The following is a 14,794-nucleotide window of genomic DNA, read 5'->3' as shown; positions in this document are numbered from 1 at the left end:
GTGTCTGGTTGGGATCGAGGGGATCACCGGGCGCTCTTCACCGCGACGCCAGATGCCCTCGAATACGGTGCTCATTCTGAGCGGCTGTCCCGACTGCTGGCCTGAGCGACGACAGCGAGCTTCTCCGCGGCGAGGTGGGAGATGGGCGCGGCCACTCGAACCTAGGGCGCTCCTCACATGGGCGATGCCGGCTTCGCGGGACGAGCGAGCCTCGCAAGGGTTCGGCCATCCGGCTGGTGCGGATCCGAGCGGAGGGAAAGGTGCCGCTCGTGTCGAGCACGACAGTCGGGTGGGTGTCCTTGCAGAGGATCATCACGCTTGGATCTGTTCTGAGTTGATCTCTCGAGTGAAGAGTCTGGATGAGTCACGCCTCGTCATGGCCGCGCCGACCAGTCCTGCGAACAAGGGGTGTGGGTTGGTCGGGCGAGAGCGGAGTTCAGGATGTGCCTGGGTACCGATGTAGAACGGGTGCACGCCGCGGTCGAGCTCGACGTACTCGACGAGAGTGCCGTCAGGTGATGTGCCGGAGAAAGCGAGTCCGGCCGCCGCGATCTGATCACGGTAAGTGTTGTTGACCTCGTAGCGGTGACGGTGCCGCTCGGATGCTGTCACAGCGCCGTACAGGTCGGCGGCTAGAGAGCCCGTCGTGAACGAAGCCGGATAGAGCCCAAGGCGCATCGTGCCACCCAGCTCGCCCGTCGCGATGATGTCGACCTGCGCGGCCATGGTCGCTATGACCGGGGTCGATGTCTCCGGGTCGAATTCGGTGCTCGAGGCCTCCGGCAGGGCGGCTTCGTGGCGGGCGTATTCAATGACCATGCACTGCATCCCGAGGCACAGGCCAAGCGTCGGGATGCCCTGTTCGCGAGCGAATTTCAGCGCTCCGACTTTGCCCTCGATGCCGCGCACACCGAACCCGCCGGGCACGCAGATGCCGTCCACGTCGCCGAGCTGCTCCGCGGCGCCCTCCGCTGTGATGCAGTCGTCCGAAGCGATCCACTTCAGATTCACCGTGGTGCGGTGTGCGAAGCCGCCCGCCCGGAGGGCTGCGGTGACGGACAGGTACGCATCTGGCAAGTCGATGTACTTGCCGACCAGGGCGATGGTGACATCCCCCTCCGGCTCGTGCACGGCATCAAGAACCGGCTTCCAAGCCGACCAGTCCATGTCATGCGCGTCGAGCTGCAGTGCGTCGATGATGACCTGGTCGAGGCTCTGGTCATGGAGCAGCGTCGGTAGGTCATAGATCGACGGCACGTCTATGGCGTTCACCACGGCGTTTTCGTCGACATCGCACATCAGGGCGATCTTCGTCTTGTTCGACCCGCTGACTGGACGGTCGCTGCGCAGGACGAGCGCGTCAGGTTGGATTCCAAGGGAGCGGAGCTGTGCCACCGAATGCTGTGTTGGCTTGGTCTTCTGCTCACCAGAAGTGCCCATGTACGGCACGAGGGAGATGTGTACGAAGAAGACGTTGTCACGGCCGAGCTCGTGACGCACCTGTCGGGCCGCCTCGATGAACGGCTGGGACTCGATGTCGCCGATCGTGCCGCCGACCTCGGTGATGATGACGTCGGGCTGGGGGGAATCGGAAGCTTGCAACCGCATGCGGCGCTTGATCTCGTCGGTGATGTGCGGGATGACCTGGACGGTGTCCCCGAGGTACTCGCCGCGGCGCTCCTTCGCGATGACCGTCGAGTAGATCTGGCCGGTCGTGACATTCGCGCCCTGGTTGAGGTTGATGCCAAGGAAGCGTTCGTAGTGCCCGATGTCGAGATCCGTCTCGGCTCCATCGTCGGTCACGAAGACCTCACCGTGCTGGAACGGATTCATCGTTCCCGGGTCGACGTTGAGGTACGGGTCGAGCTTCTGCATCACGACGTTGATACCCCGGGCCGTGAGCAGGTTGCCGAGGCTGGCCGCCGTCAGGCCTTTGCCGAGCGAGGAGACGACCCCGCCCGTGACGAAGATCTGTTTCGTCACTCTGGGAGTTGAGATCGAGGGCGGGGTGCTGGTTCCGTTGCTTTGAGTATTCGCCACGGGATTCCATACTAACTTCACGCCGCGGTTAGTTCAGCGCTCGATCAGTGTCTGCACCGTGCGCCGGGATTCCTCTGGCAGCGACGGTTCAGGGCCGCGCGGGCGACAGCAGATCGGCGTGGTCGGTGTGCTGGAGGTAGTGGATGACCGCGTCACGGCTTTTCTCAAGACACACGATCCTGTCTTCCACGACGCGCAATTCTCGTGCCAGATCCTCCGCCAATGCGCGACTGCACGAGGCAGACTGCTGTCCCGGCTGTGGTGCTTCGATGTCCAAAACGATTTTGATCATGCGTGTGGACAAGCCGGCTTGGACCAGGGCGCGGACATGGCGGGCGTGTTCGACCTGCTCGTCGGAGTACTCGCGGTAGCCGTTCGCCGATCGCGTCGACTGGATCAGTCCTTGTTGTTCGTAGTAGCGCAGCATGCGCGTCGGAGCGCCGACCACAGCAGCCGCTTCACCGATCTTCATCCTTCAGCCATCCCTTCACCGCACCCGGAGTTGACATTGACACTGGTGTCAAACTTTACGCTGGCTGACATGATGGTCGCCCAACCGTTGGGCGACCAAAGGAAGGACACACCTATGTCGGCGACCGCCTCCAGCGCCCCCTCGCGGAACATTCTCGTCATCGGAGCAGGAGAACTCGGCATGCCGGTCCTCCGCAACGTCGTGAGGCGCGCCTCACCAGCTCCGGAAGCGTCCGTCGATGTGCTCCTGCGGTCGAACACGATCGACTCCACCACTCCCGCAAAGCAGCGCAACGTCGCTGAGATCCGCGCTTTGGGAGTCGGCATCGTTCAAGGGGATCTCGTTGGGCAGTCAATCGATGAACTCGCGGCCATCTTCGCGGAATATGACACCGTGATCGGCTGCACCGGGATCACAGCCGGCGTTGAAACTCCGATGAAAGTCGCACAGGCCGCTTTGCAGGCGAAGATTCCGCGGTACTTCCCGTGGCAGTTCGGCGTCGACTTCGATGTGATCGGGCGTGGCAGTCCACAGGACATTTTCGACTCGCAACTCGACGTGCGAGATCTGCTCAGGGCGCAGCACGACACCGAGTGGGTGATCATCTCCACCGGCATGTTCATGAACTACCTCTTCGAGCCAGGCTCAGGAATGGTCGACCTGCCGAACCACACCGTCAACGCGCTCGGCAGCCCCGACACCGCGGTCACGGTGACCACGCCGGAAGACATCGGAGCACTCACGGCGGAGATTCTGTTCGAGGAGCCCCGGATCCGCAACGAGATCGTCTACGTAGCAGGCGACACGATCACGTATCGCCAGGTCGCTGAAACCCTGGAAGCAGTCCTTGGTCGTCCGTTCGAACTTGCAGTTTGGACAGAGTTGTCGCTTATGAACGAGCTGGCGAAAGACCCAGACAACATGACCCGGAAGTACCGCGCCGTGTTCGCGCAGGGGCGAGGCGTAGCCTGGGACAAGAGCGACACGTTTAACGAGGGCCGGTCGATCCCGACTACAACGCTCCGGGAGTGGGCCCAGCAGAACCTCGTCGCCTGAGTACCGGATCCAAGCGGCGTAGAGCTCGAGAGGAGGCGCCCATGAGCACTCCACGCGGGGCGCACTGCTTGACACTTTGCGCGCGCGTTCACAAGTAGCTGTCTTATGTCTTCCAGGTGAAGATGTCATATTCCACGCCCGGTTGACCTTCACCGAAGGGGACGTGCGATACAGCACGCTCGCCACGGGGCTGTTCCTGACCGAAGGAGGCGGGGCGATGTCCAATGTCCCATCGCAAATCCTCGTCCCGGTCATGCACGGTGTGACATTCGAGGAGCTCGATCAAGTCACCCCCACCCTTGCGTCGCGAGGTGGATTCAGCACGGCCGAAGAGCCAATGGAGGACATTGCCGTGAAGATAGCCGAGCTCGTCGGAATCGTCACGGAAGAAGAAGCCGACGAACTCAACATGGTGACTGCCACCAGCTAGCCCCGGGGAAACGAATCGTGCTTCACTCCAGTCGCGGCCCTGCAGGCGCCTGGATGCGACTGCTCTCGCTTCCATCAAATAGCGGTTAGTCGCCTTCGTTGTCCGGCGCAACCGTTAGCGGAACGGAGGAGGAGGAGCGTTCGCGGCCTCCTAGAGGATGACCCGCGAGACGCCCCATGAACAACGAGTTGCAGGACGGTTGCCGGTGAACCACTACGTGGCTCGGCGGGTTGGGGTCAACGGTCTAGGTGTTTCAGGGCCGTCGAGTTCGAGCGAAGATCTGCGATGTCGCGGCACACATCCTGACGGTGAGTGTGGGGCCGCGCTACTGTCGAGCGCGACAACTATGCAGACCGGTCACTCCAGGCCGGGCCTCGGCGGAGGGCGCCACCAAATGCCCCCAGCCCGTCCTCAGATCCGCGGAATCACGCGGGCATGTTCGGAGCGACACGTTGTGTTGGAAACGCCGGCGACACTTTACGTTGGAAACCCGCTGATTCAGCGGGACCGTGGCGACACTTTGCGTGCGCGTTCACATGTAGGTAGGACCGCGTTTCGCGAGGTCGCCCGCCGTTCAGCGAACGAGCTGGTCCGAGGCGGGTATCGCGGCGCAGGAGTCACGGACGATGACCTGTTCCAGGACCGCTTCGGAGAGATCCGGCAGCTCGGTCCCGCTGGCTTGGGCGATCGCGACGGCTGCGAAGTTCGCGCCGTCGGCTTCTTCGTTGCGGCGCACGGTCGTCAGGGAGGGGACGAAGAGGGCTGCGATCGGTGCGTCGTCGTGGCCGATCACGGAGAGATCGTTCGGCACGCTGAGGCCGAGTCGCAGAGCCGCTCCCACGATGAGGGCCGCGACGTCGTCGTTGTAGGCGGCTACGGCGGTGACTCCGGCGGCGCGCCAGTCACGGACCGCTTCGATCGCATCGTCCTGCCCGGCCAGTGTCCGCACGTCGAGTGGAACCCGGTCGTGTCGTTGCTCGTGCTGCTGAGCTGCCTGGACGCGCACGCTGGCGAGATCAGTCAGCCGGGGATCAGCCGTCGAGGCATAAGCGATGCGGCGGTGTCCGAGGCCGTGCAGGAACCTGAGTTGCTCGGCAGGTCCCGTTTCGGGTGAGGCGCTGCCGCCGATGTCGTCGGGGAAGATGTGATTGATGCCCTGAGCGCGCATGCTCACGAGTTGCTCCGGCGTGAACGGGGCGAACCCCATCACGACCTCCGGCTCGAGCAGCTCCCACAGTGGCCGAACGGCGCTTTCGCGGCGAGGCGTATACGTCACCAGGGTGTACCCGGCATCGTCGAGCACGCTGCTGGCTGCCTCGATCAACCGCTGCATGCTCGCGCCGACAGGCCAGTCGGGGAGGACGAGGAGGACGATGCGGCTCGCCCCTCGGGCGAGTGCCTGCGCTCCGGCGTGCGGCCGGTAGCCGATCCGCTCGGCCGCCTCCAACACGCGTGCGCGGGTACTCGACGAGATCGTCTGTCCGGCGGTCTGGTTGAAGACGAACCCGACGGTCGCGCGCGACACTCCGGCTTCGCGTCCGACGTCGGCGGCCGTTGGGCGTTTCTTCACGAGGGGATCGCTCACCGGACCACTCTGCCGTACTTGTGCTTGCGCGTGCTAGTTCGACCGGACTAGAGTGCTCAACTAGCGCGCGCTACCCGGCGCCATTTCGACAACGGAGTCCCCATGACACACGAGCCCCCACGCAACGAGACGCCGCGAGCGTCCGCTGCCCCCGCCCAGCCGTTCCCTGCAGCGCCGGCAGCCGTCGAGGAGGTCATCGACAGCGCACCCACCCGGGCCGAGCCGCAGGCGAGCCCGTCCTACATCTGGTTCCAGGTACTGGGGCAGTTCGGCGTCTTCGTCGCCTTCATCACTCCGCTGGCGATCTCCCTGGCGATCCGCCTCTCGGAGCTTGCTCCCGGCCGTGACGAGTACCTCGGCTACATCACCGGGTCGGGTGCCCTCGTCGTGATGCTCACCGCTCCGTTGTTCGGGGTGCTCAGCGACCGCACGCGTACGCGGATCGGGCGTCGTCGTCCGTTCATGATCGCGGGCACGGTGTTGGGTGTGGTCTCCCTCGTGGTGATGGCGCTCGCTCCATCCGTGTTGGTGCTCGGTTTCGGCTGGGTTCTCGCGCAGATCGGCTGGGGTCAGGTGCTGCAGAATCTGCAGACGTCGATGGCGGACAAGCTGTCTGAAACACAGCGTGGCAAGGTCGCCGGACTCGCGGGGTTCGCGACCCAGGTGGCGCCGGTGTTCGGTGTCGTGATCGCCGGGTCGTTCTCCGGGAACGCTCTGCTCCTCTTCCTGCTCCCGGGGCTCGTCGGAGTGATCTTCGTCGCCATGTTCGTGCTCTTCACGCGGGAACCGGACACGCGGGGGGCCCGCTTCGATGAGCGGCTCTCGCCGAAGACCTTGTTCAGTAAGTATCTGTACAACCCGCGGCGGTTCCCGGACTTCTCGCTGGTCTGGCTGGGGCGGTTCCTCTTCTACTTCGGTCTCACCCTGAACACGACCTTCACCGCGTTCTTCTTCGCCTCACGGCTCGGCGTCGAGGTGACCGAGGTCGCACCGATCATCGCCACCCTCGGCCTGTTCGGGATCGGAGCGACGACCCTGGGCGCGATCGGGGGCGGGTTCCTGTCGGACAAGGTCCGCCGCCGACGCGTCTTCGTCCTCCTCGGCGCCGTGCTGTTCGCCGTCGGCGCGATCGTGATGGCCCTGGCATCCGACGTCCCGGTGCTGTACACCGGGTCGCTGATCACGTCGGTCGGCATCGGGATGTTCGCCGCGGTCGATCAGGCGCTGATCCTGGACGTCCTGCCGGAGAAGGCCACCAACGCCGGGCGGTACATGGGGATCATCGGCTTCGCCGTGTCGATCCCGCAAGCTGTCGCGCCGTTCATCGCGCCCGTCTTCCTCGCGATCGGCGTGACCGCCGGCGGCGGTAAGAACTACACACTGCTCTACATCATCGCCGCAGCGTTCACCCTGCTCGGAGGGCTCGTGGTCCTGAGAATCCGATCCGTCCGATAGCCCGTCACCACCGCTCGAGGAGCCACCATGTCGACCTGGACCGCGTCCTTCATCACTTCAGCCACCCCCAGTCCAGCGCCCGAGGGCCCTGCCGCGTACCTTCGCAAGGAATTCACGCTCACGAGACAACCTGCTGCCGCGACACTGCGAGTCACCGCCGTGGGGTTGATCGAACCCCACCTCAACGGATCAGTGGTCGGTGATGAGGTCCTCACTCCGGGCTGGACGTCCTATCGTCACCGCCTCGTGGTGAGCAGCCACGAGGTGACCGATCGCATCCGCATAGGCGGCAACGTTATCGGTGCCGTCGTGGGCGAGGGGTGGGCGCTGGGGCGACTCGGGTGGGAGGGCAAGCGCCACCACTACTCGGAGCGACCCGCCGGCTGGTTGCAGCTCGAGCTCGAATACGCCGACGGCAGCACCGAGGTGATCGTGAGCGACGACACCTTCCGATCCAGCACCGGTGGGGGGCTGACCGACAGCATCTACGACGGTGAGGAGTTCGACGCGCGCCTGGAGCCATCAGGGTGGGACGCGCCGGGCTTCGACGACAGTGCTTGGGATGGTGTGTCCCTGATGGACTGGCCGCAGGAGTCCCTCGTCGAACCCATCGCCCCGCCGATCCGGCGCATCGAGGAGCTCGCGCCGGTGGACATCCTCACCACACCCGCTGGTCTCACCGTGCTGGACTTCGGCCAGATCATCTCCGGATGGGTGCGACTGCAGGTCACGGGCCCCGCCGGCACGACCATCGCGCTCCGCCACGCAGAGGTCATGACCGACGGTGAGCCTGACTACGAGACGATCCGCACAGCGCGGGCGACGGACCGTTACACCTTGAGCGGTGGTGGCCCCGAGGTGTGGGAACCGCGCTTCACGTTCCACGGCTTCCGGTATGTGCAGGTCGACGGGTGGCCCGGTGAACTCACCGCCGATTCGGTTCGCGCGATCGTCGTGCACTCCGACATGCGGCGCACCGGGTGGCTCGAGACGTCCGATCCGCTGCTGAACCAACTCCACGCGAATGCCGTCTGGTCGATGCGCGACAACTTCGTCGGCGTGCCCACCGACTGCCCGCAGCGGGACGAGCGGCTGGGCTGGACCGGCGACATCAACGCCTTCGCGCCCTCCGCCGCGTTCCTCTACGACGTCCGCGGTGTGCTCGGATCCTGGCTGCGCGACCTCGCCGCCGAGCAGGCGGTGCGGGGCTTCGTGCCCTGGGTCGTCCCCGACGTCCTGTCCACGCCGTCCTCGCCGACGGCCCTGTGGAGCGACGTGGCCGTCAGCCTGCCCTGGACGCTCTATCGGGAGTACGGCGACCCGCGGATCCTCGCAGAGGCCTACCCCTCGATGACCGCGTTCATCCGCCAGGTGGCCGATCTGCTCGACGAGAACGGGCTGTGGAGCAGCGGATTCCAGTACGGGGACTGGCTCGACCCCGATGCGCCGGCCGACAACCCGGCCGGCGGGAAGACCGATCGGCACCTGGTCGCTGCGGCCTATCTCTGCCGGACCACCCGGGAGATGGCCGACACCGCCAGCGTCCTCGAACAACCAGACGATGCAGCAGAGTTCCGAGCACTGGCCGATCGCGTGCGGAACGCCTTCCTGAACGAATACGTCAGTGCGAACGGACGAGTTGCCAACGAGACGGCGACCGCCTACGCGTTGGCGATCGCCTTCGACATCCTCGACGAGTCTCAGCGAGCCCACGCAGGGGACCGGCTCGCCGCGATCGTCGCGGCGGCCGGCTACCGCATCTCGACCGGATTCGCCGGCACCCCGTTGGTCACCGACGCACTGTCCTCGACCGGCCACCTCGATGCGGCCTACCTGCTCCTCCTGGAGACGGGCTGCCCGTCGTTCCTGTACCCCGTAACCATGGGGGCCACGACGATCTGGGAGCGGTGGGACTCGATTCGTCCTGACGGCTCCATCAACCCGTCCGGCATGACCTCCCTGAACCACTATGCACTCGGCGCCGTCGTCGACTGGATGCACCGCACGATCGGCGGCCTCACTCCGGTCGAGCCCGGCTACTCCAGGATGCGCATCGCACCCCGGCCTGGCCGCGGTGTCACTTCCGCCGTTCTCCGACACACCACTGTCCACGGAGACGTCCTCGTCGACTGGCGGATCGTCGACGGCGAGGGCCGTGTGCTCGTCACCATCCCGGACGGCACGACCGCCGAGGTCGAGCTCCCCCTGCACCCGGATGCGGCAGTGTTCGAGATCGTTGCCGGGTCGCACGAGTGGAACTACCCCGTGGACGACGCGAGCCAGGGCGGTTCGTACAACTTGGACTCGACCCTGGGCGATATCGCCGCCGACCCGAACGCCTGGCGCCTGTTCACCGACGCGTTCGGCCGACACGTCCCTGGCGTGCCGCTGGACGGCGACGACCCCGGCGCCGCGGCCCTGTCCATCAGAACCCTCCTGGACTACATCCCGGGCGCATCCGAGGAACTGAAGACCGACATCGAAGCGTCCCTCGACGCCGCAACCACTGGAGCATCAGCATGACGTTCGATCCATCAGCACTGACCCTCGCGCAGAAGGCAGCCCTCCTCTCCGGCGCCGACTTCTGGTCCACGAAGAGCCTGTCCGACGCGGGCATCCCATCGATCGTCCTCACCGACGGACCCCACGGCGTGCGACGCCAGGCCGGTGACGCCGACCACCTCGGCATCAACGACAGCCTGCCATCGACGTGCTTCCCCCTCGCCGTGGCGGTGGGCAGCAGCTGGGACCCGCAGCTCGCCGCACAGGTGGGTGCCGCCGTCGGCCGGGAAGCACGGGCGTTCGGAGTCTCCGTCGTCCTCGGACCGGGGGTGAACATCAAACGCAGCCCGCTGTGCGGCCGGAACTTCGAGTACTACTCAGAGGACCCCTACCTCTCCGGAGTGCTCGGCACCGCTCACGTCACCGCGATGCAGGAGACGGGGGTGGGGGCTTCCGTCAAGCACTTCGCCGCGAACAACCAGGAGCACGAACGGATGCGCATCAGCGCAGACGTCGACGAACGCACACTCCGGGAGATCTACTTCCCGGCCTTCGAACGAGTCGTCCGGGAAGCCAGGCCCGCCACCGTGATGTGTTCGTACAACAAGATCAACGGGGTCTACGCCTCCCACAACCGATGGCTGCTCACGGACATTCTGCGCACCGATTGGGGCTTCGAGGGCGCGGTGGTCTCCGATTGGGGCGCCGTCAGTGACCGCGTCGCAGGTGTGGCAGCCGGGATGGACCTGGAGATGCCCGGCAGCGGAGGGGCCACCGACCAGCAGATCGTTGACGCCGTGCTGGCCGGTCGACTCGACGAAGCGCTCGTGGACGACTCCGTCCGCCGCGTCGTAGCGCTCACCGAGCTGGCAGGCGATGCCACCGGTGATCTCGACGTGGACGGCCACCACACGCTGGCCCGACAGGTCGCGGCGGATTCGATCGTGCTGCTCAAGAACGATGAGTCCACCCTCCCCATCCGGCCGGACGCCCGCGTCGCCGTGATCGGCGCCTTCGCGACCACACCCCGGTATCAGGGAGGCGGCAGCTCCCACATCAACGCCACCCGCGTCGACGCCGCCCTCGACGCCATCCGCGACCAGTCGTGGGCGGAGGGGGTGACCATCGAGCACGCGACCGGGTTCACCGAGGACGGCTCCGGTGACACCGCCGCGCTCCTCGACGAAGCGGTCGCCGTCGCCGCCCGTGCAGACGTCGCGGTGCTGTTCGTCGGGCTGGGAGACCGCGACGAGTCCGAAGGGTTCGACCGCGACACCCTGGCCCTTCCGGCCCCGCAGGTCGATCTCATCCAGGCGGTCGCAGCGACAGCGGCGAAGACCGTCGTCGTCCTCTCGAACGGAGGCGTCGTCTCGCTCGAAGGCTGGCACGACGAGGTCGACGCGATCCTGGAAGGGTGGCTGCTCGGTCAGGCGAGCGGCTCAGCCGTGTCCGATGTGCTCTTCGGCCGGGTCAACCCGTCCGGCCACCTGGCCGAATCGATCCCGCTCCGTTTGGAAGACACCCCCAGCTGGGTGAACTTCCCCGGCGAGCAGGGCCACGTGCGGTACGGCGAAGGCGTCTTCGTCGGGTACCGGTACTACACCTCGGCGGAGGTGCCGGTGCGGTACCCGTTCGGTCACGGACTCAGTTACACCACGTTCTCCACCGAGAGCGTCGTCGCCCGGGTCGTCGGTGACGCCGAGGTCGAGGTCGACGTCACCGTGACCAACACCGGTGAGCGCACTGGCAAGCACGTCGTCCAGCTCTACGTCGCCCCGGCACCGGCGCCGGTGCGCCGCCCGATTCGAGAGCTGCGCGGTTTCGCGAAGGTCGACCTCGGTGCCGGCGAGAGCACCACGGTCACGCTGCGGCTCGATCGGCGCGCCTTCGCCTACTGGGACATCGAGCTCGACCGGTGGGTCGTCACCGCCGGCGACCACCTGATCCAGGTCGGCTCGGACGCCGCCACCATCACCCGCGAGACGGCCGTGACGCTGAGCGGAGACACGATCGTCCGCGAACTCACCCTGGCGTCCACGGTCGGCGACTGGTTCGGTCACCCCGAGGTCGGACCCTTGCTCATGCAGGGCATGTCCGCGGGGATGACCGCGGAGCAGGCCCAGCAGGCCGCGGAGAACCCCGACCAGCTCAAGATGGTCGAATCCATGCCCATGCAGCAGTTCCTCGCATTCGTCCAGGGCGCCATCCCCGAGGAGTCCCTCGAGCAGATGATGCAGTTGTCGCGATCCGCTGCGGGTGCCGCACGATGACGAGGGTGCCGCCGCCTGGCGGTCAGGGCTCGCCGGTCAGCCGGCCACAGAACATCCCGAGAACGACGACGCCGATGGAGGCACACATGAACAGATACGACGACAGGCGAGTCCTCATCACCGGGGCAGGCTCCGGTATCGGACAGGCGACGACCCTGCGGATCCTCGCGGAAGGCGGGACGGTCGTCGCCGCGGACATCAGCGACACAGGCCTGGCGGACACCGCGTCGAAGGCAGGCTCTGACCTCGAACGCTTCCATCCGGTAATCATCGACATCGGTGACGAAGGATCGGTTCGTGGCGGCGTGGAGGAGGCCGTCGGAATCCTCGGCGGGCTCGACGTCCTCGTCAACGCGGCCGGCATCCTGCGTTCCTCCCATACGGCGACAACCAGCCTGGAGAGCTTCCAACAGATCATCCGCGTCAACCTCACCGGGACGTTCCTCATGATCCGCGAGGCCCTTCCAGCCCTGCAGCGGGGTACTGGAGCCGCCGTCGTGAACTTCAGCTCCACATCCGCCGGCTTCGCCCATCCCTACATGGCCGCGTACGCCGCGAGCAAGGGAGGCGTGCAGTCGATGACGCACGCGCTCGCCGCCGAGTACGCCAAGGATGGCATCCGGTTCACCTCCGTCCAGCCGGGCTCCATCTCATCCGGGATGACCAGCGGGACGGGCATGAGCGGTCAAAGCGTGGGTCCGGGCCTGCCGGACGACGTCGACTACAGCCTCATGATGAAGCTCCAACCCATGCTCGGTGAAGGCTTCGCCTCACCCGATGCCGTCGCGGGCGTCGTCGCGATGCTCGCGAGCGCCGACGGCGCGTTCATCACAGGCACGGAGATCCGGATCGACGGCGGAACCCACGCCTGACCCCTCGATCACCTGCTGACATCGGGTCGCGCGCGACATTCCGCGGTGAGAAGCTTGCGTTGTGACCGGTATCGACCTGACCTTCGCGCCACCGCTGAGGGGCACGTTCTATCGCGCGATCGACCCGAGCTTCCGCGAGTTCGCGATCGCCGGATCGCGCACCGCCGGGCGCTACTCGCGGGCGAACGAGCCGACGCTCTACCTGAGCTCGTCCGTCGATGGCGTCGAGGCCGCGATGATCGCCCACCAGGACGCTCGGGCGGCGGCGGGCGAGATCGTGGAGATCGATGTCGAGGCGTCCGGCATCGTCGACCTGCGCGACGTGGGCGCGCTGGAGTCGGCAGGCATCGACCTCGCCGACGCGACAGCCCCGTGGCAGGATATCGCCGCCGGCGGAGGCACGCCGACGTCGTGGAGCGTCCGCGACCGCCTCCTTGCCGGCGGCGCGAACGGGTTGATCGACCCCTCGCGAAAACGCCCGGGGCTCTGGCATCTGGTGCTCTTCCGCTGGAACGAGCCTGGTGCGCCGACCGTCAGCTTGAGAGGGACTCATGTCGCCGCCGCGAAGTGACGCCGCGAGACGACGTTCGTCCTGATCCGAGCGTGTGCCGGGCCGCTCAGCTCTGAGCGCGGCGCGCATGCGTGCGCGCCTTCATCCGGTTGCCGCAGACCGCCATCGAACACCACTTCGCGGTGCCAGGTCGACTGTGGTCGACGAGGAACTGCGTGCACTCGTGGTTCGCGCAGGCGCGGAGGCGCCCGGGGAACTCCGTGATCACGCTCGACCACGCCAGCACGACCCCCGCCACCAGGCGATCGTCGTCAGGGACTTGAAGCTCCCAGACCACGCCATCCGCGGTGATGCGCGGCGTGCGCACGGCGTCGTCGAGGATGCCAGCGAGGTCTCTGATCGCTCCTCCGTCATCGCCACGGACCATGGTCTGCAGCGCCTGTCTCGCATGTCGAAGGCGCGCCAACTCGTCCACGGATCCTGTGCCGCCCCAGCTGCGCGCCAGGTCTTGTCCGGTCGCCCCCTCGAGACGGTCGGTCGGGGTGCCCTCGACGACCGGCGCACTGTTCAGTAGGCCCAGCAGCAGCTCCTCGTCGCGAAGCATCGCTCTCCGTTCTCGTGCGCCGTCCGGCGCCCAGGATCCATGCTAGCGTCTGGCTAACCAGTAAAACAATCTAAAGGGGTTAGCAATGGTCACCGTCCACCACCGCACCGTCTCGATCGACGGGCTCGACGTCTTCTACCGTGAGGCCGGCCCGGCTGACGCTCCCGTCCTCCTGCTCCTCCACGGGTACCCGAGCAGCTCCCACATGTTCCGGCACCTCATCCCGGCGCTTGCCGGCCAGTACCGCGTCATCGCTCCGGACCACATCGGATTCGGTCGCTCCTCCACCCCATCGGTCGACGAGTTCGAGTACACCTTCGCGGCCCTCGCAGGGGTGACCGGCCGGTTCCTCTCGACCATCGGCGTGACCCAGTACACGATCTACGTCCAGGACTACGGCGCCCCGGTCGGCTGGCGCCTGGCCCTCAACGACCCCACTGCCGTCGTCGGAGTCATCTCCCAGAACGGCAACGCCTACGAAGAGGGCTTCATTTCGAGCTTCTGGGACCCGATCTGGGCCGACGCCGCCGAACGGACCACCGAGACGCGCGATGCGCTCCGTCCAGCCCTCGGACGGGAAGCCGTCGAATGGCAGTACACCCACGGCGTGCCAGATGTGACGACCGTCGACCCCGACGCCTGGGAGCACGACCTCGCGCTCCTCGCCCGTCCGGGTCAGGACGACGTGCAGCTGGCGCTCTTCCGCGACTACGCCACCAATCGGGACCTGTACCCCGCGGTGCACGAATGGCTCCGCACCTCACAGGTGCCGGTGCTCGCGATCTGGGGGCGTCACGACGAGATCTTCGCCGCCGCCGGCGCCACAGCGTTCACCCGTGATGCCCCCGATGCTCGCGTCGAACTCGTCGACGGCGGACACTTCCTCCTCGAATCCGACCTCGACCACGTCGCTGACACCATCACGGACTGGCTCCGGACGACTGACCGGAGCGCATAGCTCGGCGGGTCGGTCCATCCATCCAGACTGCGTTCAGCG

The 14,794-nt window shown here is 66.4% G+C and carries 12 protein-coding genes; 8 read left to right on the top strand and 4 right to left on the bottom strand.

The genetic code is table 11. From position 1 onward, the window contains the following. Nucleotides 1–312: 312 nt before the first annotated feature. The gene (locus IFU30_RS00475) at nt 313–1,983 is read right to left on the bottom strand and encodes a CTP synthase (protein WP_192003951.1); all 1,671 of its coding nucleotides are present in this window, start codon (nt 1,981–1,983) and stop codon (nt 313–315) included. Between the two features lie 145 nt (nt 1,984–2,128). Further along, a complete protein-coding gene (locus IFU30_RS00470; RefSeq protein ID WP_056781292.1) occupies nt 2,129–2,512 on the bottom strand; it encodes a MerR family transcriptional regulator in 384 nt (127 codons plus the stop codon). 69 nt (nt 2,513–2,581) lie between these two features. On the opposite strand from IFU30_RS00470, the gene IFU30_RS00465 reads away from it, so the two are divergent. Both IFU30_RS00465 and IFU30_RS00460 read left to right on the top strand, forming a co-directional pair. Next, nucleotides 2,582–3,568, top strand: coding sequence for an aromatic alcohol reductase (locus IFU30_RS00465; protein WP_206757113.1), 987 nt, complete (start codon nt 2,582–2,584; stop codon nt 3,566–3,568). Between the two features lie 142 nt (nt 3,569–3,710). Then, a complete protein-coding gene (locus tag IFU30_RS00460; protein WP_192003949.1) occupies nt 3,711–3,998 on the top strand; it encodes a hypothetical protein in 288 nt (95 codons plus the stop codon). 574 nt (nt 3,999–4,572) lie between these two features. Here the strand turns inward: IFU30_RS00460 and IFU30_RS20785 are convergent. Next, entirely contained in the window at nt 4,573–5,583 is a 1,011-nt protein-coding gene (locus IFU30_RS20785; protein WP_192003948.1) for a substrate-binding domain-containing protein, read from the bottom strand. A 102-nt stretch (nt 5,584–5,685) separates the two neighbouring features. On the opposite strand from IFU30_RS20785, the gene IFU30_RS00450 reads away from it, so the two are divergent. The 5 genes from IFU30_RS00450 (at nt 5,686) to IFU30_RS00430 (ending at nt 13,253) form a co-directional block, all read left to right on the top strand. Further along, on the top strand, nt 5,686–7,038 hold the full coding sequence (locus tag IFU30_RS00450) for an MFS transporter (protein ID WP_191939912.1): 1,353 nt from the start codon (nt 5,686–5,688) through the stop codon (nt 7,036–7,038). Nucleotides 7,039–7,065: 27 nt separating this feature from the next. Further along, on the top strand, nt 7,066–9,561 hold the full coding sequence (locus tag IFU30_RS00445; RefSeq protein WP_192003947.1) for an alpha-L-rhamnosidase: 2,496 nt from the start codon (nt 7,066–7,068) through the stop codon (nt 9,559–9,561). Then, nucleotides 9,558–11,810: a glycoside hydrolase family 3 C-terminal domain-containing protein gene (locus tag IFU30_RS00440; protein ID WP_192003946.1), complete on the top strand. Its 2,253-nt coding sequence runs from the start codon at nt 9,558–9,560 to the stop codon at nt 11,808–11,810. Before IFU30_RS00445 ends, IFU30_RS00440 begins: the two co-directional genes overlap by 4 nt. A gap of 86 nt (nt 11,811–11,896) precedes the next feature. After that, a complete protein-coding gene (locus IFU30_RS00435; protein WP_191939909.1) occupies nt 11,897–12,682 on the top strand; it encodes an SDR family NAD(P)-dependent oxidoreductase in 786 nt (261 codons plus the stop codon). A 61-nt stretch (nt 12,683–12,743) separates the two neighbouring features. Continuing rightward, nucleotides 12,744–13,253 (top strand): RES family NAD+ phosphorylase, encoded by a 510-nt coding sequence (locus IFU30_RS00430; protein ID WP_342450775.1) that lies wholly within the window; start codon nt 12,744–12,746, stop codon nt 13,251–13,253. A gap of 46 nt (nt 13,254–13,299) precedes the next feature. On the opposite strand, the gene IFU30_RS00425 is transcribed toward IFU30_RS00430, so the two are convergent. Further along, on the bottom strand, nt 13,300–13,797 hold the full coding sequence (locus tag IFU30_RS00425) for a CGNR zinc finger domain-containing protein (protein ID WP_192003945.1): 498 nt from the start codon (nt 13,795–13,797) through the stop codon (nt 13,300–13,302). Between the two features lie 85 nt (nt 13,798–13,882). Here IFU30_RS00425 and IFU30_RS00420 point away from each other — a divergent pair, with 85 nt between their 5' ends. Continuing rightward, complete coding sequence (locus tag IFU30_RS00420; protein ID WP_191939907.1) at nt 13,883–14,755, top strand: alpha/beta fold hydrolase; 873 nt, start codon at nt 13,883–13,885, stop codon at nt 14,753–14,755. Nucleotides 14,756–14,794: the final 39 nt, after the last annotated feature.

Source organism: Plantibacter sp. CFBP 8798 (genome assembly GCF_014841195.1).
Classification (GTDB): Bacteria; Actinomycetota; Actinomycetes; order Actinomycetales; family Microbacteriaceae; genus Plantibacter; species Plantibacter auratus.
This window is presented reverse-complemented; position numbering and strand designations above follow the sequence as displayed.